Annotated in this window: 26 protein-coding genes and 1 tRNA gene; 8 read left to right on the forward strand and 19 right to left on the reverse strand. The window is 68.2% G+C overall.

Annotation, left to right across the window (positions count from 1 at the left end):
• Positions 1 to 29: 29 nt before the first annotated feature.
• Complete coding sequence (locus AL346_RS17290) at positions 30 to 662, reverse strand: MarC family protein (protein ID WP_026015223.1); 633 nt, start codon at positions 660 to 662, stop codon at positions 30 to 32.
• A 279-nt stretch (positions 663 to 941) separates the two neighbouring features.
• On the opposite strand from AL346_RS17290, the gene gyrA reads away from it, so the two are divergent.
• A complete protein-coding gene (gyrA, locus tag AL346_RS17295) occupies positions 942 to 3,695 on the forward strand; it encodes a DNA gyrase subunit A (protein WP_019402693.1) in 2,754 nt (917 codons plus the stop codon).
• A gap of 113 nt (positions 3,696 to 3,808) precedes the next feature.
• Here the strand turns inward: gyrA and AL346_RS25150 are convergent, their stop codons facing one another.
• Both AL346_RS25150 and AL346_RS17300 read right to left on the reverse strand, forming a co-directional pair.
• The gene (locus AL346_RS25150; protein ID WP_156332794.1) at positions 3,809 to 4,702 is read right to left on the reverse strand and encodes a hypothetical protein; all 894 of its coding nucleotides are present in this window, start codon (positions 4,700 to 4,702) and stop codon (positions 3,809 to 3,811) included.
• 280 nt (positions 4,703 to 4,982) lie between these two features.
• Positions 4,983 to 5,864, reverse strand: a complete 882-nt coding sequence (locus tag AL346_RS17300; RefSeq protein ID WP_019402694.1) for a polyphosphate kinase 2 family protein — start codon at positions 5,862 to 5,864, stop codon at positions 4,983 to 4,985.
• Between the two features lie 81 nt (positions 5,865 to 5,945).
• On the opposite strand from AL346_RS17300, the gene coaD reads away from it, so the two are divergent.
• The 5 genes from coaD to tgt all read left to right on the forward strand — a co-directional run bounded on the left by coaD (position 5,946) and on the right by tgt (position 10,085).
• Positions 5,946 to 6,449, forward strand: coding sequence for a pantetheine-phosphate adenylyltransferase (coaD, locus tag AL346_RS17305; RefSeq protein WP_019402695.1), 504 nt, complete (start codon positions 5,946 to 5,948; stop codon positions 6,447 to 6,449).
• Between the two features lie 24 nt (positions 6,450 to 6,473).
• Complete coding sequence (locus AL346_RS17310) at positions 6,474 to 7,040, forward strand: peptidylprolyl isomerase (RefSeq protein WP_019402696.1); 567 nt, start codon at positions 6,474 to 6,476, stop codon at positions 7,038 to 7,040.
• Between the two features lie 66 nt (positions 7,041 to 7,106).
• Positions 7,107 to 7,577, forward strand: coding sequence for a peptidylprolyl isomerase (locus tag AL346_RS17315; protein ID WP_019402697.1), 471 nt, complete (start codon positions 7,107 to 7,109; stop codon positions 7,575 to 7,577).
• 271 nt (positions 7,578 to 7,848) lie between these two features.
• On the forward strand, positions 7,849 to 8,946 hold the full coding sequence (gene queA / locus AL346_RS17320) for a tRNA preQ1(34) S-adenosylmethionine ribosyltransferase-isomerase QueA (protein ID WP_019402698.1): 1,098 nt from the start codon (positions 7,849 to 7,851) through the stop codon (positions 8,944 to 8,946).
• Entirely contained in the window at positions 8,943 to 10,085 is a 1,143-nt protein-coding gene (gene tgt, locus AL346_RS17325; RefSeq protein WP_019402699.1) for a tRNA guanosine(34) transglycosylase Tgt, read from the forward strand. Before queA ends, tgt begins: the two co-directional genes overlap by 4 nt.
• Before the next feature lie 6 nt (positions 10,086 to 10,091).
• Here the strand turns inward: tgt and AL346_RS17330 are convergent, their stop codons facing one another.
• The 6 genes from AL346_RS17330 to AL346_RS17355 form a co-directional block, all read right to left on the reverse strand.
• Positions 10,092 to 11,201, reverse strand: a complete 1,110-nt coding sequence (locus tag AL346_RS17330) for a hypothetical protein (RefSeq protein WP_156332795.1) — start codon at positions 11,199 to 11,201, stop codon at positions 10,092 to 10,094.
• 32 nt (positions 11,202 to 11,233) lie between these two features.
• Positions 11,234 to 11,309 (reverse strand) — tRNA-Lys (locus AL346_RS17335).
• A 39-nt stretch (positions 11,310 to 11,348) separates the two neighbouring features.
• Entirely contained in the window at positions 11,349 to 12,731 is a 1,383-nt protein-coding gene (accC, locus tag AL346_RS17340; protein WP_019402701.1) for an acetyl-CoA carboxylase biotin carboxylase subunit, read from the reverse strand.
• A gap of 10 nt (positions 12,732 to 12,741) precedes the next feature.
• Positions 12,742 to 13,224 (reverse strand): acetyl-CoA carboxylase biotin carboxyl carrier protein, encoded by a 483-nt coding sequence (gene accB / locus AL346_RS17345; protein WP_019402702.1) that lies wholly within the window; start codon positions 13,222 to 13,224, stop codon positions 12,742 to 12,744.
• 19 nt (positions 13,225 to 13,243) lie between these two features.
• Positions 13,244 to 13,702, reverse strand: coding sequence for a type II 3-dehydroquinate dehydratase (gene aroQ / locus AL346_RS17350; RefSeq protein WP_019402703.1), 459 nt, complete (start codon positions 13,700 to 13,702; stop codon positions 13,244 to 13,246).
• 136 nt (positions 13,703 to 13,838) lie between these two features.
• Positions 13,839 to 14,618 carry a DsbA family protein gene (locus AL346_RS17355; protein WP_019402704.1) on the reverse strand — a complete coding sequence of 260 codons (780 nt, stop codon included), beginning with the start codon at positions 14,616 to 14,618 and terminating at the stop codon, positions 13,839 to 13,841.
• 259 nt (positions 14,619 to 14,877) lie between these two features.
• Here AL346_RS17355 and AL346_RS17360 point away from each other — a divergent pair, with 259 nt between their 5' ends.
• Positions 14,878 to 16,038 (forward strand): pyridoxal phosphate-dependent aminotransferase, encoded by a 1,161-nt coding sequence (locus tag AL346_RS17360; RefSeq protein WP_026015224.1) that lies wholly within the window; start codon positions 14,878 to 14,880, stop codon positions 16,036 to 16,038.
• Between the two features lie 51 nt (positions 16,039 to 16,089).
• Here the strand turns inward: AL346_RS17360 and AL346_RS17365 are convergent, their stop codons facing one another.
• The 8 genes from AL346_RS17365 to AL346_RS25155 all read right to left on the reverse strand — a co-directional run bounded on the left by AL346_RS17365 (position 16,090) and on the right by AL346_RS25155 (position 23,460).
• On the reverse strand, positions 16,090 to 16,671 hold the full coding sequence (locus tag AL346_RS17365) for a GntR family transcriptional regulator (protein WP_245258904.1): 582 nt from the start codon (positions 16,669 to 16,671) through the stop codon (positions 16,090 to 16,092).
• Between the two features lie 214 nt (positions 16,672 to 16,885).
• The gene (locus AL346_RS17370; protein ID WP_019402708.1) at positions 16,886 to 17,632 is read right to left on the reverse strand and encodes an ATP-binding cassette domain-containing protein; all 747 of its coding nucleotides are present in this window, start codon (positions 17,630 to 17,632) and stop codon (positions 16,886 to 16,888) included.
• Positions 17,633 to 17,694: 62 nt separating this feature from the next.
• Positions 17,695 to 18,639, reverse strand: a complete 945-nt coding sequence (locus AL346_RS17375) for a substrate-binding domain-containing protein (RefSeq protein WP_019402709.1) — start codon at positions 18,637 to 18,639, stop codon at positions 17,695 to 17,697.
• A 56-nt stretch (positions 18,640 to 18,695) separates the two neighbouring features.
• On the reverse strand, positions 18,696 to 19,637 hold the full coding sequence (locus AL346_RS17380) for an ABC transporter permease (RefSeq protein ID WP_019402710.1): 942 nt from the start codon (positions 19,635 to 19,637) through the stop codon (positions 18,696 to 18,698).
• Between the two features lie 199 nt (positions 19,638 to 19,836).
• Positions 19,837 to 21,324 carry an FGGY-family carbohydrate kinase gene (locus tag AL346_RS17385; RefSeq protein ID WP_019402711.1) on the reverse strand — a complete coding sequence of 496 codons (1,488 nt, stop codon included), beginning with the start codon at positions 21,322 to 21,324 and terminating at the stop codon, positions 19,837 to 19,839.
• 6 nt (positions 21,325 to 21,330) lie between these two features.
• Entirely contained in the window at positions 21,331 to 21,978 is a 648-nt protein-coding gene (locus tag AL346_RS17390; protein WP_019402712.1) for a DsbA family oxidoreductase, read from the reverse strand.
• A gap of 11 nt (positions 21,979 to 21,989) precedes the next feature.
• The gene (locus AL346_RS17395; protein ID WP_019402713.1) at positions 21,990 to 23,252 is read right to left on the reverse strand and encodes an AMP-binding protein; all 1,263 of its coding nucleotides are present in this window, start codon (positions 23,250 to 23,252) and stop codon (positions 21,990 to 21,992) included.
• 13 nt (positions 23,253 to 23,265) lie between these two features.
• Entirely contained in the window at positions 23,266 to 23,460 is a 195-nt protein-coding gene (locus AL346_RS25155; RefSeq protein WP_156332797.1) for a hypothetical protein, read from the reverse strand.
• 135 nt (positions 23,461 to 23,595) lie between these two features.
• Between AL346_RS25155 and AL346_RS17400 the strand changes: the two genes are divergently transcribed.
• Positions 23,596 to 24,348, forward strand: a complete 753-nt coding sequence (locus AL346_RS17400) for an invasion associated locus B family protein (RefSeq protein ID WP_019402714.1) — start codon at positions 23,596 to 23,598, stop codon at positions 24,346 to 24,348.
• Between the two features lie 96 nt (positions 24,349 to 24,444).
• On the opposite strand, the gene hspQ is transcribed toward AL346_RS17400, so the two are convergent.
• Positions 24,445 to 24,774: a heat shock protein HspQ gene (gene hspQ, locus AL346_RS17405; protein WP_019402715.1), complete on the reverse strand. Its 330-nt coding sequence runs from the start codon at positions 24,772 to 24,774 to the stop codon at positions 24,445 to 24,447.
• Positions 24,775 to 24,870: 96 nt separating this feature from the next.
• Positions 24,871 to 25,914 (reverse strand): CoA ester lyase, encoded by a 1,044-nt coding sequence (locus AL346_RS17410; RefSeq protein WP_019402716.1) that lies wholly within the window; start codon positions 25,912 to 25,914, stop codon positions 24,871 to 24,873.
• Positions 25,915 to 26,130: the final 216 nt, after the last annotated feature.

Raw genomic sequence — 26,130 nt, forward strand, 5'->3', positions numbered from 1 at the left:
GAGCTGGCGCGCTTCTGTCGCCGCCGGCGTCAGCCGGCCCCGGCAACGGCCCTGATACCGTCGATGACGAACTGGACCGCGAGGGCGGCGAGGATGACGCCGAGCAGCCGCGTGAGCACGATGTTACCCGTTGTGCCGAGCAGGCGCGAGATGCCGTTGGCGAGATAGAAGACGACGAGGCAGAGCGCCAGCACCGCGGCGATCATGGTGAGCAGCAGGACGAGCCGCACCGGCTCGCCGCCCGCCTGGCCGGCGAGGAGGATCGTGGCGGTGATGGCGCCGGGGCCGGCAAGCAGGGGGATGGCGAGCGGAAAGGCCGCGACGTTGCGGATGTGATCCTCCGTGATCGCCGTCTCGGCCGTCGCGGCCTTGCGCGCCGTCCTCAGCTCGAACACCATCTCGAAGGCGATCCAGAACAGCAGCAGCCCGCCGGCGATGCGGAAGGCCGGCAGGCCGATGCCGAGCGCCCGCAGGAGGAAGTCGCCGCCGAGGCCGAAGAAGGCCATGATGCCGAAGGCGATGATGCATGCGCGCACGGCGACGCGCCGGCTCTCCGCCGCCGTCATGCCGCGCGTCAGGCTGAGGAAGATCGGTGCAAGGCCCGGCGGATCGAGCGTGACGAGCAGCGTGACGAGTGCCGACGAGATGAATTCCTGCACGATGCCCCCGCATTCTGCCGCTTTTCACGCCCGATTGTGCCGTCGCCGCCGAGGCTTGCGCAAGGCAGTTGGCGCTCCTGCGCGACCATGCTTCGAGACTTTCGCCGGCCGGCGTCGCAGAAACATCCAAAACCACAACTAAGTGGCTGATTCTGATCGTGGATCAGTCACGGGGCGCGGCGCTTTCGCCTATGGCATTTTGGGACCGTATGGGCTAGACCCAATGAGACTCATTCCGCCGCGACATCCCCGCCGGCGGAGCATTCACTGCGGACGAGCACCTTGGCGGATCAAGACGACATCGAGAACGGCGGCAGCGACCGCGAGCCGCCCGGCGGCGATATCAAGCCGGTCTCCATCATCGACGAAATGAAGCGCAGCTATCTCGATTACGCCATGAGCGTGATCGTGAGCCGTGCCCTGCCGGACGTGCGCGACGGCCTCAAGCCCGTGCACCGGCGCATCCTCTTCTCGATGCACGAGAACGGCTACACGCCGGACAAGCCCTATCGCAAGTCGGCTCGCATCGTCGGTGACGTGATCGGTAAGTATCACCCGCACGGCGACCAGTCGATCTACGACGCCCTCGTGCGCATGGCGCAGGACTTCTCCATGCGCCTGCCGCTCGTCGACGGGCAGGGCAACTTCGGCTCGGTGGACGGCGACCCGCCGGCGGCCATGCGCTACACCGAGTCGCGGCTCGCCAAGGCGGCGATGTCCCTGCTCGAGGACATCGACAAGGACACCGTCGATTTCAACGACAACTACGACAACACGGAGCGGGAGCCGTCGGTCCTGCCGGCGCGTTTCCCGAACCTGCTCGTCAACGGCGCCGGCGGCATCGCCGTCGGCATGGCCACCAACATCCCGCCGCACAATCTCGGCGAGGTGGTCGATGCCTGCGTCGCCTATATCGACCGGCCCGAGATCACCGACGAGGACCTGATCGAGATCGTGCCCGGCCCGGATTTCCCGACCGCGGCGACGATCCTTGGCCGCTCGGGCATCCGCTCGGCCTACACGACCGGGCGCGGCTCCATCATCATGCGTGCCAGGAGCACGGTGGAGGAGGTGCGCAAGGACCGCGAGGCGATCGTCGTCACCGAGATCCCCTACCAGGTGAACAAGGCGGCGCTGATCGAGAAGATCGCCGATCTCGTGCGCGAGAAGCGCATCGAGGGCATCTCGGACCTGCGCGACGAATCCGACCGCGACGGCATGCGCATCGTCATCGAGCTGAAGCGCGATGCGGTGGCCGACGTCGTCCTCAACCAGCTCTACCGCTACACGCCGATGCAGACGAGCTTCGGCGCCAACATGGTGGCGCTGAACGGCGGCCGGCCGGAGGTGATGACGCTGCGCGACATGATCGTCGCCTTCGTCGACTTCCGCGAGGAGGTGGTCTCCCGCCGCACCAAGTTCCTGCTCAACAAGGCGCGCGACCGCGCCCACGTGTTGGCGGGCCTCGCCATCGCCGTCGCCAATATCGACGAGGTCATCCACCTCATCCGCACGGCGCCGGACCCGAACTCGGCGCGCGAGGCGCTGATGGCGCGCGACTGGCCGGCCGGCGACGTCGCGCCGCTCATCGCCTTGATCGACGATCCGCGCCACCGGGTGAGCGAGAACGGCACCTACCGCCTGTCGGAGACGCAGGCGCGCGCCATCCTCGACCTACGCCTGCAACGCCTCACGGCCCTCGGCCGCGACGAGATCGCCGACGAGCTCAACAAGCTCGCCGAGGAGATCAGCGACTACCTCGACATCCTGCGCTCGCGCGCGCGCATCATGGGCATCGTGAAGGACGAGCTCGCCGCCGTGCGTGATGCCTTCGCCACCCCGCGCAAGACCGAGATCCTCGACTGGGCGGCGGACGTCGAGGACGAGGACCTCATCCAGCGCGAGGACATGGTCGTCACCGTCAGCCATGCCGGCTACATCAAGCGCGTGCCGCTGACGACCTACCGGGCCCAGCGGCGCGGCGGCAAGGGCCGCAGCGGCATGCAGACGCGCGACGAGGATTTCGTCTCGCGCCTCTTCGTCGCCAACACGCACACGCCGGTGCTCTTCTTCTCCTCGCACGGCCAGGTCTACAAGGAGAAGGTGTGGCGCCTGCCGCTCGCGGCGCCGAACGCCCGGGGCAAGGCCCTCATCAACATGCTGCCGCTCGACGAGGGCGAGCGCATCACCACCATCATGCCCCTGCCGGAGGACGAGGCGAGCTGGGCCTCGCTCGACGTGATGTTCGCCACGGCGCGCGGCAACGTCAGGCGCAACAAGCTGTCCGACTTCGTGCAGGTGAACCGCGCCGGCAAGATCGCCATGAAGCTCGACGAGGGCGATTCCATCGTCGACGTGCAGATCTGCACCGAGCATGACGACGTGCTGCTGACGACGGCGCTCGGCCAGTGCATCCGCTTCCCGGTGCCGGAGGTGCGCGTCTTCAAGGGCCGTGATTCCACCGGCGTGCGCGGCATCTCGCTCGGCGACGGCGACAAGGTCATCTCGCTCGCCATCCTGCGCCACATGGATGCGACGGCGGACGAGCGCGCGGCCTATCTCAAGCTCGCCAATGCAGCGCGCCGCGCCGCCAACGGCGATGGCGCCGAGGAAGAGGCGGATGTGGAGGAAGGCTCGGCCGACAGCGCCCTGCCGCAGGAGCGCTATGCGCTTATGGGCGCGGCCGAGCAGTTCATCCTCACCATCTCGGAGAACGGCTACGGCAAGCGCTCCTCGGCCTACGAGTACCGGGTCACCGGCCGCGGCGGCAAGGGCATCGTGGCGATGGCGGTCAACGGCCGCAACGGCTCGCTGGTCGCGTCCTTCCCCGTCGAGGGGAGCGACCAGATCATGCTGGTGACCGACGGTGGCCAGCTCATCCGCTGCCCGGTCGAAGGCATCCGCATCGTCGGCCGCTCCAGCCAGGGCGTCATCGTCTTCAACACGGCGGAAGACGAGCGCGTCGTCTCCGTCGAAGGCATCAGCGACGAGGGCGAGGACGTGGACGACGTCGGGGAGGCCGCGCCGGAGGCGTGAGATGCTGCCCGCCTTCCCGTGCGGGGATCAGGCCGGAAGGGGTTCGGAGCCGCCGGCTGTGACGATCTGATTTCGAGACAAGGAAAAGGGGGCCCGGGCGGGCCCCCTTTTTGCTAGATCTCGAATAGCCGTCCCAGTTCGCCGATTTCCTCCAGATCTTGAAGCAAGGCCGGCGCTTCCGCTGCGTCTTCCGCCAGTTCCGCTGAAGCGCTTGCTTCGCCCTCGATGACCCCGCCGTCCGAAGCGCTGGCATCTTGTTCTGGCTGGGCTGTATAGCTTGGAACCGCGACGCCGTTCTGAGTCAATTCTTCCCCGAGGATGCCGAGGAATTCTGCCGAGTTCAATTTTCCGGCGCCAAGTTCTCCAAGGGTGTATGAGCCATCTGGCGAAACAGCTATCTCGTTTGTGCTTACAATGTCCGTCGAGACTCCTGGGTTGAGCATGAGCTCTGCAAGCGGATACCCTTTTCCGTTGCTCCCTTCCTGTCCCAATGCGGTCAAGATGCTCGGATTGCGATTATCGGGTCCGGACGCCCAGATGAGCTTTCCTCCTCCCGCCTCGTTGATCTGCTTGGTCAGATTGTCCACCAGCTTGTAGCCATCGACGCCTCCGTTCAGGCGGTTGTTCAAGCTGCTTCCGTTCAGATGGACCATCGTGCGGTTTGCGTAGGTGCCATCGGCCTGCTGGCGTGTCAGGACCACCAGGGCGGAACAGGATGTCAATCGATTGGTCTCCAGTACCGTGTTGGCGTCGTTCGCGGTCGCCCAGTAATTTATCGGGACGTACGCAGCATCCGTGTCGCCATTCCGCTTGGCCCTGGCGGGCGTATTGACGGCGCCGGTGAACAGATCGTTCTGAGCTCCGCTATTTATTCCCTGGCTCGAATGGGACAAGGCCAATTGGCCCGCTGCCGACCACGCATTTGGATTTGTCGACGATATTCCCGATGACTGATTGCTGAAATGATTTGAATATTGGGCGTGTCTTGATATGGTCATGTCTTTCATGATCGGATCCTGCTAAATTGACATGCGAATAGCAATTATTATTATGTAGAATTAAGCTTGTTGGGCGTGAAGTATAGCGCTTAAAAATCAGCCGGGAACCATTTGCTTGCGTAAAAACTGACTATTCGATGTTGCCCGCTGTCTGGACTTGCGGATGGCTGCCAGGCTGTGCGGCCGGTAGGGGCAGCACCGCTTCGGACGCGCGCCCGTGAGGCGCGGGCGCGCCCGACCGGTGCCGGATCAGCTTGCCCTCTCCATCAGGTCGCGAGGCAGGGGAACCTCAATCGTTTTCGAGATCCTTGCGGATGCCGGCGAGCTTCTCGCGGGTCGCTGCCGAGACCTGCGGGAAGCCGAGGTCGAGCTTGCGCATCTCGCTGATGATGGCGGCCATGACGGTGACGCGGGTGAACCACTTGTCGTCCGCCGGCACCACGTACCAGGGCGCCGCCTCGGTCGCCGTGGCGCGGATGGCGGCCTCGTAGGCCTGCATGTAGGCGTCCCAGTGCTGGCGTTCGTCGACGTCCTTGGCGTCGAACTTCCAGTTCTTCGACGGGTCGTCGATGCGGGCGATGAGGCGCTTCTTCTGCTCCTCCTTCGACACGTTGAGGAAGAACTTCAGGACCTTCGTGCCGTTGCGCGACAGGTAGTCCTCGAAGAGGCGGATGTCCTTCAGCCGCTGGTCCCAGATCGCCTCCGTGACGAGGTGCTTCGGCAGGCGCTGGCGGGCGAGGATCTCCGGGTGCACCCGCACCACCAGCACCTCTTCGTAGTACGAGCGGTTGAAGATGCCGATGCGGCCGCGCTCCGGCAGCCGGCAGGTGGTGCGCCACAGGAAATCGTGGTCGAGCTCCTCCTCGGAGGGGGCCTTGAACGGATGCACCTGGCAGCCCTGCGGATTGATGCCGGACATCACGTGCTTGATCGCCCCGTCCTTGCCGGCGGCGTCCATCGCCTGGAAGATGAGGAGGATGGACCATTCGTTCTGGGCGAAGAGCTTTTCCTGCATCTCGCGCATGTGGGAGATGCCCTCGTCGAGCTTTTCCTTCGCCACGGCCTTGCTGATGTCGAAGCCGTTGGTGTCGTGCGGGTCGTATTTCGACAGCCGGAACTTGCTTCCGTCGGTGATGCGGAAGGGGGCGAGGAGGGCATCGATATCCGGCATGGGCGACTCCCGCGGCAGGAAAGGGCTAGGATAACGGGCCCGGCCGGTTTATCCAGCGCAGGGCGCCGCCAGGGAGATTCCATGTCCGTACGCACCGCTCTCTATGCCGGCTCGTTCGATCCCGTCACCAACGGGCATCTCGATGTCGTGCGCAACGCCTGCCGCCTCGTCGACAGGCTCGTCATCGCCATCGGCATCCATCCGGGCAAGGCGCCGCTCTTTGCCGCCGAGGAACGGGCGGAGATGCTGGAGGAGGAGTGCGGGCCGCTGGCGCAGGAGCAGGGGGCCGAGCTCGCCGTGGTCACCTTCTCCGATCTCGTGGTGGAGGCGGCGCGCCGCAACGGCGCGAGCCTGCTCATCCGCGGGCTGCGCGACGGCACGGATCTCGATTACGAGATGCAGATGGCGGGCATGAACGAGGTTCTGGCGCCCGACGTGCAGACCGTCTTCCTGCCGGCTTCTCCCATCGTGCGCCCCATCACCGCCACGCTGGTGCGCCAGATCGCGGCCATGGGCGGCGATGTCTCGCGCTTCGTGCCCCACCGGGTGGCCGCCCGCCTTCAACGACGTTTCGCCGGCGGCTGAGCCGGCCCGGATCAGGAGAGCCTCATGCCGCGTTTGCTGCTCGCGCTTGCCGCGTTCATGTCCCTCATCGTCGCGCCCGCGCTCGTCACCCCGGCCATGGCGCAGGCGAAGCTCGACCCCGAGAACACGATCTATCTCGACACCAAGGACGGGCGCGTCACCATCCGCCTCAGGCCGGACCTCGCGCCGATGCATGTCGAGCAGATCAAGAAGCTGACGCGGGCCGGCTTCTATGACGGCATCGTCTTCCACCGCGTCATCGACGGCTTCATGGCCCAGACCGGCGACCCGACGGGCACCGGCACCGGGGGTTCGCAGCTGCCGGACCTGCCGGCCGAGTTCTCCAACGCGCCCTTCAAGCGCGGCACGCTCGGCATGGCGCGGGCGCAGGACCCCAACTCCGCCAACTCGCAGTTCTTCATCTGCTTCGACGACGCGTCCTTCCTCAACGGCCAGTACACCGTCTTCGGCGAGGTCGTCTCGGGCATGGAGGTGGTCGACAAGATCAAGAAGGGCAGCCAGGCCCGCAACGGCACGGTCGACAACCCGGACAAGATCGTCCGCATGCAGGTCGCCGCGGACGCCAAGTAAGACCGCCATAAAGACCCGGACGCCGGACCGAGGCGATCCACGGCTCGTTCAACCAGGAGACAAGAGATGACGACCGATCCCGAAAACACCATCGTCATGGAGACCACGAAGGGCCGCGTCGTCATCGCGCTGCGGCCGGACCTGGCGCCGAACCACGTGGCGCGCATCAAGGAGCTGGCGCGGGCCGGCTTCTATGACGGCATCGTCTTCCACCGCGTCATCGACGGCTTCATGGCCCAGGTCGGCTGCCCACACGGCACCGGCACCGGCGGCTCCGACCTGCCGGACCTGAAGGCCGAGTTCAACGCGGAGCCGCACGTGCGCGGCACCTGCTCGATGGCCCGCACGCAGAACCCCAACTCGGCCAATTCGCAGTTCTTCATCTGCTTCGACGACGCGCGCTTCCTCGACCGGCAGTACACCGTCTGGGGCAAGGTCGTCGAAGGCATGGAGAACGTCGACCAGCTGAAGCGCGGCGAGCCCGTGCGCGACCCCGACAGCATCGTCTCGATGCGCGTCGCGGCCGACGCGGCGTGACGTCACGAAGCCTGGAGCCAAAGGGCGTGCCATTTGGCTCCAGGCAAGAGCCGCGTCATGGCCGGGCTTGTCCCGGCCATCCACGCCTTGCCGTCAGCTGCGCGAGGCTTCGAAGCGTGGATGCCCGCGACAGGCGCGGGCATGACGGGGCCTTCATGACGGGGCTGGGTGAGCAGGACCGTCTCCGCATGTGCAACGATGCACTGGCAAGCCTGCTCCTTACCGCTTAAGTCCTGCCGCGAAGAACCTTCGTTTCACCCAGGAAGAACCGTTGCGCGTCGATCTGTTCGACTTCGAACTGCCCGATGAGAGCATCGCCCTGCGGCCGGCGAGCCCGCGCGACAGCGCGCGCATGCTCGTGGTGCGTCCCGACGGCGGCAGGCTGCTCGAGGATCGGATCGTGCGCGAGCTGCCGGACCTGCTGACGCCGGGCGATGTGCTCGTCCTCAACGACACCCGCGTCATCCCGGCGCGCCTTGCCGGCATTCGCGTGCGCGGGGAGGCCGTCTCCCATGTCGAGGTGACGCTCCACAAGCGCGAGGGCGCCGATCTCTGGCGCGCCTTCGCCCGTCCCGGCAAGCGCCTCAAGGAAGGCGACCGCATCCGCTTCGGCGAGGAGGGCGAGAGCATGGCCTGCCTGCTCGCCGCCCTCGACGCCGAGGTGGAAGAGAAGAGCGACGGCGGCGAGGTGCTGCTGCGTTTCGCCTTCTCGGGGCCGGCGCTCGACGAGGCGATCGCCCGCCTCGGCCACATGCCGCTGCCGCCCTACATCGCTTCGAAGCGGCCCGACGATGCCGCGGACCTCAGGGACTACCAGACCATCTACGCCCGTCACGACGGCGCCGTCGCCGCCCCGACCGCGGGCCTTCACTTCACCGACGCGTTGTTCTCCGCCCTCGATACGCGCGGCATCGCGCGGCGTTTCGTGACGCTCCACGTCGGCGCCGGCACTTTCCTGCCGGTGAAGGCGGAGGATACGCGCGATCATCGCATGCACGCCGAATGGGGCACCATCGACGCCGCGACGGCCGCGGCGCTGAACGCCGCGCGCGCCGAGGGCCGGCGCATCGTCGCCGTCGGCACGACGGCCCTGCGCCTGCTCGAGAGCGCCGTGCGCCCCAATGGCACCTTCGAGGCCTGGAGCGGGGACACCGCGATCTTCATCACGCCCGGCTACCGCTTCCGCGCCGTCGACGTGCTGATGACCAATTTCCACCTGCCGCGCTCGACGCTCTTCATGCTGGTCTGTGCCTTCGCCGGCATGGAGACGATGAAGGCGGCCTACGCCCACGCCATCGCGGCCGGCTATCGCTTCTATTCCTACGGCGATGCCGGCCTGCTCTTCCGCGCGCCGGAGACGCCAGCATGACCGTTTCCTTCACCTTCACCCCCGGCAAGACGAGCGGCGCCGCCCGTACGGGCGAGATCCGCATGCCGCGGGGCGTCATCCGCACGCCGGCCTTCATGCCCGTCGGCACGGCGGCCACCGTCAAGGCCATGTATCCCGACCAGGTGAAGGCGCTGGGGGCCGACGTCGTCCTCGGCAACACCTACCACCTCATGCTCCGCCCCGGGGCGGAGCGGGTGGCCGCGCTCGGCGGCCTGCACAAGTTCATGAACTGGCCCTATCCGATCCTCACGGATTCCGGCGGCTTCCAGGTCATGTCGCTGGCTCAGCTGCGCAAGATCGACGAGAACGGCGTCACCTTCCAGTCGCATCTCGACGGCTCGACGCATGTCCTCACGCCCGAGCGCTCCATCGAGATCCAGGGCCTGCTCGGCTCCGACATCCAGATGCAGCTCGACGAATGCGTGAAGCTGCCGTGCGAGGAGGCGGTGGCGGAGAAGGCGATGCAGCTCTCCCTGCGCTGGGCCGAGCGCTGCAAGGTCGCCTTCGGCACGCAGCCCGAGCGGGCGCTGTTCGGCATCGTGCAGGGCGGTGAGGTGCCGCGCCTGCGCATCGAGAGCGCGCGCGAGCTCGCCGACATGGGGCTCGACGGCTACGCCATCGGCGGCCTTGCCGTCGGCGAGCCGCAGCACGTCATGCTCGCCATGATCGAAACCGTGATGCCCCATCTGCCGGCCGGCAAGCCGCGCTACCTCATGGGGGTCGGCACGCCGGACGACATCGTCGAAGCCGTGCGCCGCGGCATCGACATGTTCGACTGCGTCATGCCCACGCGGGCCGGCCGGCACGGCCTCGCCTATACCCGCTTCGGCCGCATCAACCTGCGCAATGCCTGCCATGCCGAGGATTCGCGGCCGCTTGATCCTGATTCCAAATGCCCGGCGTCGAACACCTACAGCCGCGCCTATCTGCATCACCTCGTCAAGGCGGGCGAGATCCTCGGCATGATGCTGCTGACGTGGAACAATCTCGCCTATTACCAGGACCTCATGTCCGGCCTGCGCCGCGCCATCGCGGACGACCGTCTCGACGACTTCATCGCCGAGACGAAGGCCGGCTGGGCGCGCGGCGAGAAGGGCGGGGACGCCTCTGCCGGCTGAGCCGCCTCACCAGGCCGGCGAGGCGGGGGTTACGAAGAAGCCGTCGTCGGCCTCTGTCGCCCCGCCCATCGCCGCTGCCATCGTCTCCTCGATGCGTCGGGCGATGCCGATGCGGTAGTGCATCGGATCCCAGTAGTTGCTGTCCTTGCGCGTCACCGCGGAGGAGCGCCGGAAATCGAGGAGCAGCGCGCCGTGGCGCTGCGCGATGTCGGCGAGCGCCACCTTGCAGGCCATGTCCTCGGCCACGGCCTTGCTGCCCGGCCGCGGCTGCGCCGCGACATGCACCGGAGGCAGCACGATCATCTTGCGCGTCGTCTGCGGCGCACGGGCGAGCATCGCATCGAGCCATGCGAGCGCCGGAAAGCGCCAGCTCTTACGCTCCGCCTCGCTCACCGTCTCGGCGGGCACGACGGGCGTCACGGCCTCGGGGGCATGCCCCTGCCAGATGTGCATGCGCGCGCGGGAAAGGTCGTAGGCGTCCTCCGGCGGCACGAAGACCTCGTAGCCGTCGCTGCGGATGCGCTCGTCCATGAGGCCGAGCCTGTAGGCCGCCACGCGCAGGGCGATCTCGAGGTTCTTCGAGTTGAAGAGATAGGCCCAGTCGTTGAGCCGGTCGGCGTCATAGAGCCAGGGCGGGAAGGGGCGCGGCGTCAGGCGCTTGGCCTCGCTGTCGGCGTCGCGGTCGCACCATGGCGCGTCGACGCCGAAGACGAGCATCTCCGGCGCCGGCACATGGCGCAGGAAGAGGTCGGCGATCTGCACCTGCTCCCATGGCGTGGCGGCATTCATGGCGAGATTGGCGAAGCGACCGCCGAGGAGTGCATCCAGGCGCTGCGGATCGAGGAGGCGCACCGTCGAGGTGCCGAAGACCGCGGAGGAATAGCGCCCGCTGCGCACGATCTGCGGATAAACGTAGCGCTGGTTGATGTCCATCAGCGGGCCGGGCCCGCCCGCGCCGCGCGTGACGCCATAGGGATCGAAGCCGGCGATGACGCCGTAGGTGAGGGCGGCGAGCGCAAGCGCGGCGAGGAGGAAGGTGAGGCTGAAACGCCTCGCGACCGTCTCGTCCTTCGGGCTGCCGGGTCCGCCCGGCGGCATGCCTGCGCCTGATGTCATCTGTCATCCCTTGCCGGTCAGGGACTTGGCGGTGGTGAGCGCGCTGGGGCTCGAACCCAGGACCTACTGATTAAAAGTCAGTTGCTCTACCGGCTGAGCTACGCGCTCGCTCTGGTCCGCCTCAGATACGGGGAACGCCCGGGGCGGTCAACCACCTTGGCCCTTTGCTGCAGAGCTTTCGAGGTCGAGCCCACCGCTGCGCAGGAAGCCCTCGAGCCAGTGGATGTCGTAAAGCCCGTTCTGGATGTCCTGGTTGCGCACCAGCGTGCGGAACAGCGGCAGCGTCGTGTCGATGCCGTCGACGACGAATTCGTCGAGCGCGCGGCGCAGGCGCATCAGGCATTCGTTGCGCGAGCGGCCGTGCACGATGAGCTTGCCGACGAGCGAATCGTAGTGCGGCGGGATGCGATAGCCCTGATAGACCGCCGAATCGACGCGCACGCCGAGGCCGCCGGGCGGGTGGTAGTAGGTGATCGTGCCGGGCGAGGGGCGGAAGGTCGCCGGGTGCTCCGCATTGATGCGGCACTCGATGGCGTGGCCCTCGATCTGCACGTCCTCCTGGCGGATGGACAGGGGATGGCCGGCCGCGATGCGGATCTGTTCGATCACGAGGTCGATGCCGGTGATCATCTCCGTCACCGGATGCTCCACCTGGATGCGGGTGTTCATCTCGATGAAGTAGAACTCGCCGTTCTCGTAGAGGAACTCGACCGTGCCCGCTCCGAGATAGCCGAGCCCCTTCATCGCATCGGCCACGATGGCGCCGATGCGGTCGCGCTCGGCGCGGTTGAGCGCGGGCGAGGGGCCTTCCTCCCACACCTTCTGGTGCCGGCGCTGCAGCGAGCAGTCGCGCTCGCCGAGGTGAATGGCGCCGCCCTGGCCGTCGCCGAGCACCTGCAGCTCGATGTGCCGCGGCTTCTCGAGATATTTCTCGATATAGACGGCATCGTCGCCGAAGGCGGCCTTCGCCTCCGTGCGCGCCGTCTGCAGGGCATGCGGCAGCTCGTCGGCGTTGCGCGCCACCTTCATGCCGCGTCCGCCGCCGCCGGCCGCCGCCTTGATGAGGACGGGAAAGCCGATCTCGGCCGCGACGCGCCGGGCCTCGTCGTCGTCGCTGATGCCGCCTTCCGAGCCGGGCACGCAGGGGATGCCGAGGCGCTTTGCCGTGCGCTTGGCCTCGATCTTGTCGCCCATCAGCCGGATGTGCTCGGCCTTGGGGCCGATGAAGGTGATGTTGTGGTCGTTCAGCATCTCGGCGAAGCGGGCGTTCTCGGAGAGAAAGCCGTAGCCGGGATGGACCGCGTCGGCGCCCGTGATCTCGCAGGCGGAGATGAGCGCCGGCATGTTGAGGTAGCTGTCGCGCGCCGTGGGCGGGCCGATGCACACGCTCTCGTCGGCGAGGCGCACGTGCATGGCGTCGGCGTCGGCCGTCGAATGCACGGCGACGGTGGCGATGCCGAGCTCCTTGCAGGCACGCAGGATGCGCAGGGCGATTTCGCCGCGATTGGCGATGAGAACCTTGTCGAACATGCGGGGAGCCTCACTCGATGACGAGGAGCGGCTCGCCATACTCCACCGGCTGCCCGTCCTCGACCAGGATCGCCGTGACCGTGCCGGAGCGTGGCGCCAGGATGTCGTTGAAGGTCTTCATGGCCTCGACGAGGAGCAGCTTGTCGCCGGCCTCGACGCGCGCGCCCACCTCCACGAAGGGCTTCGCCTCCGGCGAGGGGCGGCGATAGGCGGTGCCGACCATGGGCGAGGTGACGGCGCCGGGGTGATCGGCGCCGGGCTTGCCGGCGGGCGCCGCCACCGCGGCTGCGACAGGCGCAGGAGAGGGGGCGGGATTGGATGCGACGACGGGGGCGGCCACGGGAACCGACACATGGGCCGTCAGGTGGCGCGCGACGCGGATGCGCAGGTCGCCCTTTTCCACCTCGATCTCGGAAAGATCGGTGTCGGCGATCAGCTGCGCGAGCTCGCGCACGAGGCTCGGGTCGATCGGGTTCTGTTTTGCGGTGGCCATCGTCTGAATGTCCGTTCGATCAGTTGCCATCGGCACCGTGGCGCTGCCGCAGGATGCGCACGATGGCGTCGAGGGCGAGCTCGTAGCTCACCGGGCCGAAGCCGCAGATGACGCCGGCGCAGACGGGCGCGATGGTGGAGTGATGTCGAAAGGCCTCTCGGGCGTGCACGTTCGACAGGTGGACCTCGATCGCCACCGCATCGACGGCCTTGATGGCATCGCGCAGGGCAATGGAGGTGTGGGTGTAGGCCGCGGCATTGAGGATGATGCCGGCGCCGGCAAGGCCCGCCTCGTGGATGAAGCCGACGAGCTCACCCTCCACGTTCGACTGCCTGCAGGTGACCTCGGCGTCGAGGCGCGCGCCGAGCTCGACGAGGCGCTGCTCGATCGCGGCCAGCGTCAGGGAGCCGTAGGTCTGCGGCTCGCGAACACCGAGGAGGTTGAGATTGGGACCGTTGATGATGTGAACGGCGACCATGGGCTCTCTATGCCGTGGCGGACGGCGCGGCCGGGACGGCGCGCGAACCCGGCCCTCTTAGCGCGAAGCGCGTGGGAAAGAAAGACTTTGCGCGCGAAAGCCGCCTTGCTGCACCCGCTGCTTTGCGATGCCGTGCTCAGCACTCGCTCTTGCCGCAGCTGCGCATGGCGGCGATGCGCTGCTTGATGGGTTCGGCACCGACCGCGCCGGGGATGATCGCGTCGCCGATGACGAAGGCCGGGGTGCCGGTCAGGGACAGCTTGTCGCCGAGCTCCAGCGTCTCGGACAGCGCCTCGCGGATCTTGGGCGATTCCAGGTCCTTCTGCAGGCGTGCGAGGTCGAGCCCCATCTCCTTGGCGACGGCCATCGCCCGGTCCTTGCCGACCCGGCCGCGCGAGTTCATGAGGCGGGTGTGGAACTCGAAGTACTTCTCGCCGTCGAGCTGCTCCCGGACGGCGAGGGCGACGACGGACGCATCGACCGAATCGGGCCCGAGGATCGGCAGGTCACGCAGCACGACGCGCAGCTTCGGGTCGGCCTTCGTCAAAGCCATGACATCCCCGACGGCGCGCTTGCAGTAGCCGCAGTTGTAGTCGAAGAACTCGACAAGCGTGACGTCGCCCTCGGGATTGCCGACGACGATGCCGTGCGGCGACTGCGTCAGCGCCTCGGAATGGCTGGCGAGTGCCTGCTTCTGGGCATCCTCCTGCGCCTGCTGCTGCCGCCGCTCGAGCTCGACCAGCGCCTCCTGCAGCACCTCCGGGTTCTGGATGAGATATTCGCGGATGATCTTCTCGATGCCCGCCCGGTCCTGCGTGGAGATGTTGTCCGTCTGCGCCGAGGCGCCGAAGGCCGTGAGGCCGGTGGCGAGCCCGCAGGCGAAGAGGACGGGAGCGAACGAGCGAAGAGCGATCATGTCGGGTTCCTGAAACGGGGTAGGCGCAGCTTTCCGGCTCAGGGAGCACGGAAGGACGCCAAGATCAATTCACCAGCGCGTCACTGCGCCAACACCTCGTCATTTCTGGGGCATCCGGACCGCGGGGGGCAAACGGCCGCAGGCGAGCCTCCGTCGGCGAGCGCCTTGATTCGCGCCCGCGGCGTTGCCATCGGCGCGATGGACGGCTAAGCCGCCCAAGGGCCGAGTAATCGGCGAGACCTGATCCGAGAACCTGTCCATGCCGCTCCCTTCCTTGCCCGCCCGTCTCAGTCGCGTGTCGTCGTTCCTCGCCATGGACGTGCTCGCCGCCGCCAGGACGAAGGAGCGCGCAGGCGGGGACGTGGTGCACATGGAGGTCGGGCAGCCGTCGGCGCCGGCGCCGCGCCGGGTGCAGGAGGCCGCGCGCGCGGCGCTCGACATCGGGCAGATCGGCTACACGGAGGCGCTCGGCCTGCCGTCGCTGCGCGAGCGCATCGCGCGGCACTATCGTGACGCCTATGGCGTTGATGTCGCTCCGGAGCGCGTCGTCGCCACGACCGGTTCCTCGGCGGGCTTCGTGCTCGCCTTCCTCGCCCTGTTCGAGCCGGGCGCGCGCGTCGCCATCACGGCGCCCGGCTATCCGGCCTATCGCAACATCTTCGCGGCGCTCGGCATCGAGCCCGTCGACATCGCCGTCGATGCCGCAAGCGGCTGGGTGATGACGGCCGAGGCGGTGGAGCGGGCGCACCGGGAGGCGCCGCTCGCCGGCGTGCTGGTGATGAGCCCGGCCAATCCCTCCGGCACCATGATGGGGCGCGAGGCGCTCGCCCGCCTCGCCGACACCTGCCGACGCTCCGGCATCTGGTTCATCTCCGACGAGATCTATCACGGGCTGACCTACGACGCGCCGGCCGAGACGGCGCTCGCCGTCCATGACGACGCCCTGATCGTCAACTCGTTCTCCAAATATTACTGCATGACGGGCTGGCGCATCGGCTGGCTCGTGGTGCCCCATGCCCTCGTGCGCCCTGTCGAGACGCTGGCGCAGAACCTCTACATTTCGCCGCCCTATCTCAGCCAGGTAGCGGCCGAGGCGGCCTTCGACGCCGTCGAGGAACTCGAGGCGATCAAGGCCGGCTATGCGGCCAATCGCGCCTTCCTGCTCGAGAAGCTGGCGGCGATCGGTCTCGGTGAGGGGCCGCCCGTCGACGGGGCGTTCTACATCTACCGCGACGTCGCGCGCTTCACGAACGATTCGCTCGCCTTCTGCCGCCGCATGCTGGAGGAGACGGGCGTCGCGGCGACGCCGGGCCTCGATTTCGACCCGGACAGGGGCGCGCGGTTCGTTCGCTTCTCCTTTGCCGGCTCGATGGAGGATTGCCGCCAGACGGTGGCGAGGCTGCGCGCCTGGCTGCGCTGAGGGCGCCGCCCGCCGCTCGGGCGCTGCGCCACCTGCAACTTTTCGCCGCCGTCAGCTCATCAGCGACAGGCCGTGCCGGTGCAGGGCCTTGAGATGCTGCTGGACCGCGCGGCGCGCGCGTTTGACATCCTCGGCTTCGAGCGCGTCGACGATGGCGAGATGGTCGCCAAAGGATTTCTCGCGCCGGCCGCTCCAGCGCATCTCGCCGAACAGGCGCGTGGCGATGCGCAGCGAGCGGATGGTCTGCCGCAGGGCGCTGTTGCCGCAATGATCCGTATAGAGGCCCTGCACGGCCTCCTCGATCTGCAGGACGGTCTCCGGCGGAATCTTGCGCTCCGCCTTGGCGCTTTCGATCTCGGCGCGCACGCCGCAGAGCGTCGACTGATGCACGCGTCCGATGGCCAGGGTGGCCGCCTCCGGCTCCAGGAACTCGAGCACCTTCAGGCTCTGGAGGTATTCGATGAGGTCCACCTGGCGAACCACGAAGGAACGGTTCGAAGCCTTGGCGACCAGTCCCTCGCCCTCGAGGCGCTGCAGCGCTTCCCGGAGCGGCGTGCGCGAAATGCCCAGCATGTCGGCGATGCGCGCCTCGACGATGATCTCGCCACCCTTGAGCCGGTGTTGATAGATCATCTCCGAAACGGCGCGATGTGCCAAACATGAAAGGCTGGAATCAGCCTCTGCAACTGTACTGGATTCGTTAGTTTGCATATAGTCACCATTCAGCTGTCGAAAAGCTGTCAATGGTCGTTCAGATAACATTCAGGATTGGCGCCGGCGCGTCAGTCTGTGCTGGATTGCGGCCAAAAATACCTCAAAGAATGCATGATCGCGTGGGATCGATATATCAGCTTTCCTTGCCGGTCATGACCATATGGGCGAGGCCGTCGGCGTCGAGGCCGGCAACGGGCCGGTCGATGACCTTGCGGCCGCTCTTGAGGATGGCGACCCGCGTCGCCACCGCGGTGACGTCCGCCATGTTGTGGCTGATGAGCACGACGGTGCGGCCTTCGGCATTGAGCTTGCGGATGAGGTCGAGCACCAGCGCCGTTTCCTTCACGCCGAGCGCCGCCGTCGGCTCGTCCATGATGACGACCTGGGCATCCCAGTGCAGGGCGCGCGAGATGGCGACCGCCTGGCGCTGGCCGCCGGACAGGCGCTCGACGGGCCGGTGCATGTCGTCGACCGCGACCGACAGCCGGCCGAGATAGCCCTTGGCCAGGTCCTCCATGCGCCGCTTGTCCAGGATATGGACGAAGGGCAGCAGCGGGCGCGTCAGTTCCGCCCCCATGAAGACGTTCTGGACGATCGACAGGCGCGGGGCGAGGGCGAGGTCCTGGTAGATCGTGGCGATGCCCTTCGCCAGCGCATCCTGCGGCGAGCGGAAGCTGACCGTCTTGCCGTCGAGCGTGATGGCGCCGGCGGACGGCTCCTGCGCGCCGGAGATGATGCGCACCAGCGAGGACTTGCCGGCGCCGTTGTCGCCGCAGATGGCGAGCACTTCGCCCCGTCCGATGTCGAGGTCGATGCCCTTGAGCGCGGCGACCGCGCCGTAGGACTTCTCGATGCCGCGCAGGGAAAGGACGGGCGCCATGGTTCTCGCCGTTGGGGTTGGGCGCGGCCGGCGGTTGCGGCCGCGCGGGTCAGCTTGCGGACTTACTTGATGAATTCCTTGACGTTCGTGGCGTCCACGAGCGTCGCGTCGGTGAAGAGATAGGGGCCCGCCGTCACCGTGTCCTTCGGCTGCTTCTTGACGACGATGGTGTCGATCGCCTCGACGGCGGAGTGGCCCATGCCCTCGAAGGGGATGGCGACGGTCGCCATCAGCATGCTCTCCGGATCGGCGATGCGGCGGTAGGTCTCGGGGCCGCCGTCGATGGAGACGAGCACGATGTCGCCCTTCTTGAGGCCCTGGGCCTGCATCAGGTCGTCGATGATGTAGGCCTGTCCGTCGAAGGAGGCCCAGATGCCGTTGATCTGGCCCTGGTTCTTGAGCAGCAGCGCCTGCATGCCGTTGCGCACGTCGTCGCGCCAGCTCTGCGTGCGGGCCATGCTGTGCTTGCCGATCTCCTTGACGGCCGTGTTCTCGGACAGGACGACGTCGAGCACCTTTCCGCGGATGCGCGTGCCGACATTGCCCTCGAAGCGCTGGGTGAGGACGTTGCCGCGGTAGCCGAGCTGGCCGAGCAGGTAGAGCGCCGCGTCGGCGCCGACCTTGTATTCGTTCACCTGCACGTCCATCAGCGTATGCGGGCTCGTGCCGGCCATGATGGTGAGGACGGGCACGCCCGCCTTGCTGGCGGCTTCGAGCTGCGCGTCCGCCTCCACGGGCTTGCCCATGGCGATGACGATGGCGTCCACCTTCCGCGCGATCAGCGCATCGAGCTGCTCGGCATGTTTCGGCAGCGCGCCTTCGGAATTGAGCAGGGTGACGTTCCAGCCCTTCGCCTTGGCGGCCTCCGCCGCGGCGTTGGCGACGCGCGCATGGGTCTCCGACGACATCTGGAAGGCGACGATGCCGAGCTCGAAAGCCATGGCGGCATTGGCGGACAGTGCCAGCAGCGCCCCGGCTGCGGCGGCGATGAGCGACGTCTTCTTCATGGTTCCTCTCCCCAGCCCCGATCGATCCTCGATCAGTTGATCTTGGCGCAAACTCCCTACAGCTTAAACGCAGCTTTCTTCAGCGCCGTGGCAGACAGTGCAACGGAAACGATGATGATGAGCCCGAGCACGATGTCCTGCACGTAATAGGCGGCGCCCATCAGCACGAGCCCGTTGCCCAGCACCTTGAGGGTGAGTGCGGCCACGAGCGTGCCCGGCACGTTGGCCCGGCCCGGCTCGAACATGGTCATGCCGAGGAGCACTGCGGCGATGGCATAGAGGAAATAATCACCCGCCATGTTCGGCGCGGCCGAGGACAGGCTCGCCGTGAGGAGCACGGCGGTGACGCCGGCGAGAAGGCCCGAGAGGGCGAGGCCGAGGCGCTTCATGCGCCCGGTCGCGATGCCGGCGAGCCGGGCCGCCTCGTCCGCTTCGCCCGTCGCCGTCATGTGTACACCCGTACGCGTGCATTTGACGAGGAACAGCGCCCCGCCGGCGACGAGGGCGAGCCAGATGACGAGGTTGGGGACGGCGAAGAGGCCGCCGCGCGAGATGTCCGTGAACTCCGCCGGCCAGCGCCCGACGAAGGCGACGCCCTGGGTGATCATGAACGCGAAGCCCTTGGCGATCGCCGCGGTGCCGAGCGTGGCGATGAGCGAGGGCACCTTGAGCCGCGTGACGGCGATGCCGTTGAAGAGGCCGGCACCGAGGGCGACGAGAAGGCCGGCCGCGACGGCGACGAGCGGGGACTGGCCCGCCTGGATCAGCGCGCCCGTCACCACCGCGGCGAGGCTCGCCACCTCCGCCACCGACAGGTCGAGCTCCGACGTGATCAACGCCAGCGTGAAGCCGATGGCGAGGATGGCGAGGAAGCTCGTCTCCTTGAGCACGTTGAGAAGGTTGGTCGGCGCCGCGAAATTCGGCGCGAAGGCGACGAAGAACAGCGCGAGGGCGAGGCCGGCGACAGCGGTGCCGTAGGTTTCGAGGAAGGAGCGCATCAGCGGTCGATCGCGCGGATGATGCCGGCAAGGCGGCGGCGGGGAAGAGGCGCGAAGGCGGGAGACATTCTGCGGACGGCGGCTCGGCGGGCGCTGAGGCTGGCGGAGCCGGCATCGTTAGCAGACTGACGATGCCCCGCAAGCAGAAAGGGCACGAATTGTGTGCGCCGCGCGCGTGAATTGTGTGGCCGGTCCGGCGCTACGTCGGCGTCTCCAGATGTGCGAGATCCGCCGTCAGTGGCGCCAGCATGGGGACGGCGCGCCGGAACTGGGCATGGAGCGCGTCATAGAACGGACGCCGGTCGCCGCGCGGCAGGTGGCGGTGGGCGGGCCGGGCCATGCCCGCCTGCGCCGCGGCAAGATCGGGATAGGTGCCCGCGGCGACCTGGGCGAGGGCGGCGGCGCCGACGAGGCCGGGCTCGCCAGCCGCGCCGACGACCACGGGCCGGTCGCAGACGTCCGCCTTCACCTGCGCCCACAGCCGGTTGGCCGCTGCGCCGCCGCCGAAGCGGATCTCGCTGCAGGTGATGCCGGCCGCAGCCTCCGCACGGGCCAGGACCTCGCGGTTGAGCAAAGCGATGCCCTCGATCAGCGCCCAGGCGAGGTCGCCCGCCCCGTGGCGGCGGTTGAGGCCGAGGAAGGCGCCGCGCATGGCCGGGTTCCAGTAGGGCGTTCGCTCGCCCTGCAGGAAGGGCAGGAAAAGCACCGGCGCCCGATCCCGCGGCAGGGCAAGCAGCGCCTCGAAGATGGCGGGGACGTCGGCGTCCTCGCCGCGCCAGCCGGCGAGCAGCTCCGCCAGCCAGCGCGCCGTGTCGGCGCCGTTCTGGCCGGGGCCGCCGATCTGGTTGAGGCCGTCGCCCCAGTCGATCGTCAGGAGCCCCTCGGCCGTCCGGTCCGCCGGGCTCATCAGGCCGAGCACCTCGGTGGTGCCGGAGATGTTGTAGGCAAAGCCCGGCCGCATGGCGCCGAGGCCGACGACCGCCGCCCAGGTGTCGTGCGAGCCGCAGACGACGAGCCGTCCCGCGAGCCGGGCGAGCGCCCCGCTGACATCCTCGCGGATCATGCCGACCGTCGCACCCGGCGGCAGGAGCGGCGGCAGGACCGCATCGCTGATGCCGGCGCCCGCGAACAGGCTCGCCGTGCCCGCGCTTGCGGCAGAGGCTGCCAGGCGCGCGGCGGAAATGGCATCGCTCGCCACGACGCCGGTCAGGCGGGCATTGATGAAGTCCTTCGGATCGACCACCCGCACCAGCCGGCCGTAGGCCGACGGCGCGTGGCGCTGCAGCCAGGCGAGCCGGGCGAGCGGGTGGAAGGCGTTGACGTGTGCCGTCTCGGGATGGACGGCATCGAGGCGCGTGCGCAGCTCCTCCGCGATCTCGGCCGCGCGCGCATCCCGCCACGTGATGGCGGCGTGGACGGGCGCCCCGGCCGCATCGAGGAAGACCTGCGTGCGCGTGACGCCGCACACGGCGACGGCCGTCGCGCCGGCGAAGGCTTCCGGCGCCGCGCGCGCGAGCTGCTCGGCCGCCGTGGCGAAAAGGTCCCACCAGGCCTCGGGGGCAATGCCACCGTCCTCGTGCTCGCCCGGCGAGGCGAGGGTGACGTCGTGCCGGATGGCGCCGGCTTCGTCGACGAGGGCGAGGCGGAAATGCGAGCCGCCGATGTCGCAGGCGAGGACGAGGGGCATCGCGGCTCAGCCCGCGAGGGTCTTGTCGATGACCTCGACGAGCGTTTCCGGAGCCTGGGCGCCGGAGACCCCGTAGCGCCCGTCGAAGATGAAGAACGGCACGCCGGAGATGCCCAGGCGCGCGGCGGTCGCGATCTCCTCCCGCACCGCGTCCTTGTCCTCCTCCGTCGCAAGCCTTGCGGCGACCTCTGCCGGATCGAGGCCGCCGCTCGCCGCGGCCTCCGTGAGGACGACGTGGTCGCCGATGTCACGGCCGGCGAGGAAATAGTCAGAGAACAGGCGTTCGACGACCGCGTCCTGGCGGCCGAGCGGCTGGGCCCAGCGGATCAGCCGGTGCGCGTCGAGCGTGTTGGGCGAACGCTCGATCGCCTCGAAGCGGAAGGCGATGCCCGTGTCCGCAGCGGCGGCGCGGACGTTGTCGTGCAGGGCGGCGATGCGTTCGTCGTCGCCGAACTTGCGCCTGAGATATTCCTTCCGGTCGATGCCGCCGGAGGGAATGGTCGGATCGAGCTGGAACGGGCGCCAGTTGACGGTCACGGCGACATCCGCGCGCTGCGCGAGCGCCGCCGCGAGCCGCCGCTTGCCGATGAAGCACCACGGGCAGACCACGTCGGAAACGACGTCGATGACGAGGCTGGCGGAGGGCTCGGCCATGGCTTGTCCTTTCAGGCGGCCGGCGGCTCGGCTGCCTCGGATATCGCGAGAATGCGGGCGTCGAGGCTGTCGACCCGGTAGGGCAGGCGCCGCCAGCCATCGGCGAGGGCCGCGCCGTCCGGCCGCTCGAACCGGCCGACAGGCGCGATTTCGGTTGCGCCACCGCGCACCTCCAGATGGCCGCCGACGCCGCGGCGGGTATCGAGCAGCGGCTGGCCGTTCATCATCGGGCCCGGCTGCGGGCCGAGCATGAGGGCCGGCTGGCCGTTGCCGCTGCGCACGGCGCACAGCAGCGCGAGCTCGCCGATGTCGAGCACGTCGACGATATGGGCTTCACCGGCGGCATCGGACGGCTCGGCGCGGAACGGCACCTGGTGGACGAAGGCGACCCGCCGGCGCCGGTCGCGCAAGAGGCCGCTTGCGGCCAGCGGCTGCTCCAGCCAGGCGGGCGCGACGAGGAGCGCCTGCGGATCGCCGACCAGCCGGTCCGCGAGCGGGCGGCTGTCGAACAGCGCCTGCATGGTCAGCGGCGCGCCGCTGATGAGCGCGGCGGCGAGGCCGCAGGCGAGGCCGGCGAGATCGTCCGGCGCCAGCAGCGAGATGATCTGCTGGCCCGCGCCCAGCTTTCCCGCGAGCACGAAGGGCAGGGCGCTCGCGACCAGCGAGGCCTCGCTGCGCAACAGGGGCGTGAGCCGGTCCGGACCGCTGAAGGTGATGACGCCGGGTGAAGCCGCGGCCGGGGCGGGCACCGGGTCCTCCGTCTCGGCCAGCACCTTGTCGAGCGCGACCACGCCGTCCGGCACCTTGTCGCCGAAGGCGGCGATGAAGCGCAGGCCGAAATAGCGCGCCGCGATGTGCCGGGCCATGTCGGCCGGCCGCATGCCCGCAAGCCGGCCGATGGTGAGCAGCGCCTGGACGCCCGAGGCCTCGCAGGCTTGGGCGAGGGCCGGCGCGTCCCAGCCGAGCGGCAGCAGCGTCGGGCAGAAGCCGGCGCGCATGGTGGCGAGAATGGCGATGCAGGCCTCGGGGCCGGAGGGCATCAGGATGCCGACGGCGGCCTTGGGGTCGAGCCGCACATTGCCGAGCACGGCCGCAAGGCGCGCCGACATCCGGTCCGCCGCTGCAAGGCGCATCTCCTCGCCGAGGATGCTCGCAACCGGTTCCGAGGAGGGCAGGGAGGCGAATGCCGGCCGCTCCGGCGAGCGGCGGGCCGAGCCGGTGAGGAGGCGGGTCAGGCTGAGGCGCGCCCAGATCTCGTCGTCGAGGGCGGCCACTCGCTCCTGCGCTTCACTGCGTGTTGCCGTCACTCAGCCTTGTTTCCCTTTTACGAATCGAGCGCTCCATCATGCGCATCTTGGCCGATTGTTGCCAACGAAAGGTCACCGGCCGGTGTCGTGTCTCGCTTTCAGGGCCGTAGAGCGCCTTCCAGCCCGCTGGCGCCCGGCGGCGGAACACGATAAAGGAGTGCGCGAGTCGTGTCATTCAATCGCCTCATTCGGCGCGGAATGCAGCGTCTCCTCGCGTGATGGTCGTTTCGCCGGCCGCAGCGGAGATCGTTCCGCCACCGAGCCAGTCCAACGGGCGCCGCGCCCGTCGAACCGTGAAAGAGGAATTCTAATGGGCCTCATGACGAACAACGCGGCGAAGCGCACGCCGCTCGCGATGGTTGCGGTCGTCGCAGCCGCAGCGACTGGCCTTCTGCCGGGTCTTGCCCATGCACAGCAGCAGCAGCCGGCGCCGCAGCAGCCCCAGCAACAACAACAACAGCAGCAGCAGCAGGGGCCGGCGATCGTGCAGGTCAAGCCGGAGCCGTCCCAGACGGACTGGACCAAGGTCTGCGGTCAGGACCAGGGCGCCAACAAGGAAGTCTGCTACACGACGCGTGACTTCGTGTCCGACCAGGGCCAGCCGGTCCTGGCCGTGGCGGTCTACGAGGTCAAGGGCGACCCGACGCGCATCGTGCGCTTCCTGATGCCGCTCGGCCTGCTCCTGCGCCCGGGCGTGCGCTTCACCGTCGATCAGAACCAGGCGACCCCCGGCCAGTACGCCATCTGCTTCCCGAACGGCTGCTTCGCCGAGGCGCAGGTGAAGGACGACTTCATCGGCCAGATGAAGAAGGGCAACACCCTCAACGTCAGCGTGCAGAACCAGATGGCGAACGAGGTGACCTTCGCCATCCCGCTCGCCGGCTTCACCAAGGCCTATGACGGCGCGCCGATCGACCCGAAGGTGCTCGAAGAGCAGCAGCGCAAGCTGCAGGAAGAGCTGCAGAAGCGCTCCGAGGAGCTGCGCAAGCGCCTCGAGCAGCAGCAGGGTGCCGCCGGCGCCAATGGCGCCGCCCCGGCCAACGGGCAGAAGCCGGCCCAGTAAGGGCTCGCTCGGATCGCACAAGACAAAGGCGCCGGTCATCCCGGCGCCTTTTCATTTGGCCTCTGGCTGGCCTCTTGAGGGCGGAAGCGCGTCGGCCTAGTTGTCGAAGCTGTACCGCACCCGGTAGTTGCCCTCGGCCGTGCGCTCGAAGATCTCGTCGACCTGCGGATGGCGTATCGGCTCCTGCGAGTGGTCGGGCTCGAGGTTCTGCTCCGAGACGTAGGCGATGTATTCCGTCTCGTCGTTCTCGGCGAACAGGTGATAGAAGGGCTGGTCCTTGGCAGGACGCTGCCCCTCGGGAATGGCGAGCCACCATTCCTCGGTATTGTCGAAGGTCGGGTCGACATCGAAGACCACGCCCCGGAAGGGATAGATCCGGTGCCGCACGACCTGGCCGATGCCGAACTTTGCTGAACGCGTCTTCATGGTGCTTTCTGTCCCGTCTCCTAGGACATATAGAGGGGGGCAGGCGCCGTCAACGCGGTGCAGCAATGGCTAACTTTCGGCAGCAATGCGGTTTTTTCACAAATTGTAGAGCGCACGCCGGTCGGGGTCCTTGTCGGCGACCGCACGCGCGAGATCGACGATCACCTTGGCCTGCTTCCAGGTGGCGTCGTCCTGCATCTTGCCGTCGATCATCACGGCGCCGGTGCCGTTCGGCATCGCCGCGAGGATGCGCTGCGCGAAGGCGACTTCCTTCGCATCGGGGCTGAACACCCGCTTGGCGATGGCGATCTGCGACGGGTGCAGCGACCATGCCCCCGCGCAGCCGAGCAGGAAGGCGTTGCGGAACTGGCTCTCGCAGGCCGCCTCGTCTGAAAAGTCGCCGAAGGGGCCGTAGAAGGCCTTGAGCCCGTTGGCCTGGCAGGCATCGACCATGCGGGCGATGGTGTAGTGCCAGGGGTCCTGCTGGGCGCTGGCCCGCTCGGCGCCTTCTTCCCCGCGGTCGGCGAGCACCCGGTAGTCCGGATGGCCGCCGCCGACGCGCGTGGTCTTCATGCCGCGGGAGGCGGCAAGGTCCGCCGGGCCGAGGCTCATGCCGTGGAGGCGCGGGGAGGCGGCGGCGATGTCGTCGACGTTCTTGACGCCTTCCGCCGTCTCCAGGATGGCGTGGATCAGGATGGGCCGGCCGATGCCGTGCCGCGCCTCGAGCTGGGCGAGCAGCTGGTCGAGGTAGTGGATGTCCCACGGGCCTTCCACCTTCGGCAGCATCACGACGTCGAGCTTCTGCCCCACGGTCGCGACGATGGCCATGACGTCGTCGAGCATCCAGGGGCTGTTGAGGGCGTTAATGCGCACCCACAGGCCCGTCGTCCCGAAATCGCAGCGCTCGGCCAGTTCGATGAAGCCGGTGCGCGCGGCCTCCTTGGCATCGGCGGGGATGGCATCCTCGAGGTTGCCGAGCAGCACGTCCACCTCGCCGACGATCTCGGGCACCTTGGCGCGCACCTTCTCGATGTGCGGCGGGATGAAATGGATCATCCGCTCGAGCCGCGTCGGCAGCTCCCGGAAGGGCTGCGGCGCGCCGAGCGCCAGCGGGCGATAGAAGTTGCGCGGCAGTTTCATGTCGTCTCCACCCCTCGGATCGCCGGTTCCCGGCATTCATGCTGCAGTGCAATAGATACCAGTTGCACCGCGTCGTCCATTGGCCGGAGGGCGAATGAACGAAGGTGGGCCGGTCGCTTCTCCCGCCCGACGCCGGCCAGCGCGGGGCTTCCCGTGCATGGGGCCCCTGCGCCTGCGGCGGTTGTGCTGCCGGCCCCGCACGTTATGCCTTGAGCC

The organism is Chelatococcus sp. CO-6, assembly GCF_001271345.1.
Taxonomy (GTDB): Bacteria; Pseudomonadota; Alphaproteobacteria; order Rhizobiales; family Beijerinckiaceae; genus Chelatococcus_A; species Chelatococcus_A caeni.

Excerpts from the sequence above, each read along its gene's own strand:
- AL346_RS25150 (WP_156332794.1), bottom strand. The coding sequence starts at position 4,702 with ATGAAAGACATGACCATATCAAGACACGCCCAATATTCAAATCATTTC.
- AL346_RS17300 (WP_019402694.1), bottom strand. The coding sequence starts at position 5,864 with ATGCCGGATATCGATGCCCTCCTCGCCCCCTTCCGCATCACCGACGGA.
- coaD (WP_019402695.1), top strand. The coding sequence starts at position 5,946 with ATGTCCGTACGCACCGCTCTCTATGCCGGCTCGTTCGATCCCGTCACC.
- AL346_RS17310 (WP_019402696.1), top strand. The coding sequence starts at position 6,474 with ATGCCGCGTTTGCTGCTCGCGCTTGCCGCGTTCATGTCCCTCATCGTC.
- AL346_RS17315 (WP_019402697.1), top strand. The coding sequence starts at position 7,107 with ATGACGACCGATCCCGAAAACACCATCGTCATGGAGACCACGAAGGGC.
- tgt (WP_019402699.1), top strand. The coding sequence starts at position 8,943 with ATGACCGTTTCCTTCACCTTCACCCCCGGCAAGACGAGCGGCGCCGCC.
- AL346_RS17330 (WP_156332795.1), bottom strand. The coding sequence starts at position 11,201 with ATGACATCAGGCGCAGGCATGCCGCCGGGCGGACCCGGCAGCCCGAAG.
- accC (WP_019402701.1), bottom strand. The coding sequence starts at position 12,731 with ATGTTCGACAAGGTTCTCATCGCCAATCGCGGCGAAATCGCCCTGCGC.
- accB (WP_019402702.1), bottom strand. The coding sequence starts at position 13,224 with ATGGCCACCGCAAAACAGAACCCGATCGACCCGAGCCTCGTGCGCGAG.
- aroQ (WP_019402703.1), bottom strand. The coding sequence starts at position 13,702 with ATGGTCGCCGTTCACATCATCAACGGTCCCAATCTCAACCTCCTCGGT.
- AL346_RS17355 (WP_019402704.1), bottom strand. The coding sequence starts at position 14,618 with ATGATCGCTCTTCGCTCGTTCGCTCCCGTCCTCTTCGCCTGCGGGCTC.
- AL346_RS17360 (WP_026015224.1), top strand. The coding sequence starts at position 14,878 with ATGCCGCTCCCTTCCTTGCCCGCCCGTCTCAGTCGCGTGTCGTCGTTC.
- AL346_RS17365 (WP_245258904.1), bottom strand. The coding sequence starts at position 16,671 with ATGATCTATCAACACCGGCTCAAGGGTGGCGAGATCATCGTCGAGGCG.
- AL346_RS17370 (WP_019402708.1), bottom strand. The coding sequence starts at position 17,632 with ATGGCGCCCGTCCTTTCCCTGCGCGGCATCGAGAAGTCCTACGGCGCG.
- AL346_RS17375 (WP_019402709.1), bottom strand. The coding sequence starts at position 18,639 with ATGAAGAAGACGTCGCTCATCGCCGCCGCAGCCGGGGCGCTGCTGGCA.
- AL346_RS17380 (WP_019402710.1), bottom strand. The coding sequence starts at position 19,637 with ATGCGCTCCTTCCTCGAAACCTACGGCACCGCTGTCGCCGGCCTCGCC.
- AL346_RS17385 (WP_019402711.1), bottom strand. The coding sequence starts at position 21,324 with ATGCCCCTCGTCCTCGCCTGCGACATCGGCGGCTCGCATTTCCGCCTC.
- AL346_RS17390 (WP_019402712.1), bottom strand. The coding sequence starts at position 21,978 with ATGGCCGAGCCCTCCGCCAGCCTCGTCATCGACGTCGTTTCCGACGTG.
- AL346_RS25155 (WP_156332797.1), bottom strand. The coding sequence starts at position 23,460 with ATGACACGACTCGCGCACTCCTTTATCGTGTTCCGCCGCCGGGCGCCA.
- AL346_RS17400 (WP_019402714.1), top strand. The coding sequence starts at position 23,596 with ATGGGCCTCATGACGAACAACGCGGCGAAGCGCACGCCGCTCGCGATG.
- hspQ (WP_019402715.1), bottom strand. The coding sequence starts at position 24,774 with ATGAAGACGCGTTCAGCAAAGTTCGGCATCGGCCAGGTCGTGCGGCAC.
- AL346_RS17410 (WP_019402716.1), bottom strand. The coding sequence starts at position 25,914 with ATGAAACTGCCGCGCAACTTCTATCGCCCGCTGGCGCTCGGCGCGCCG.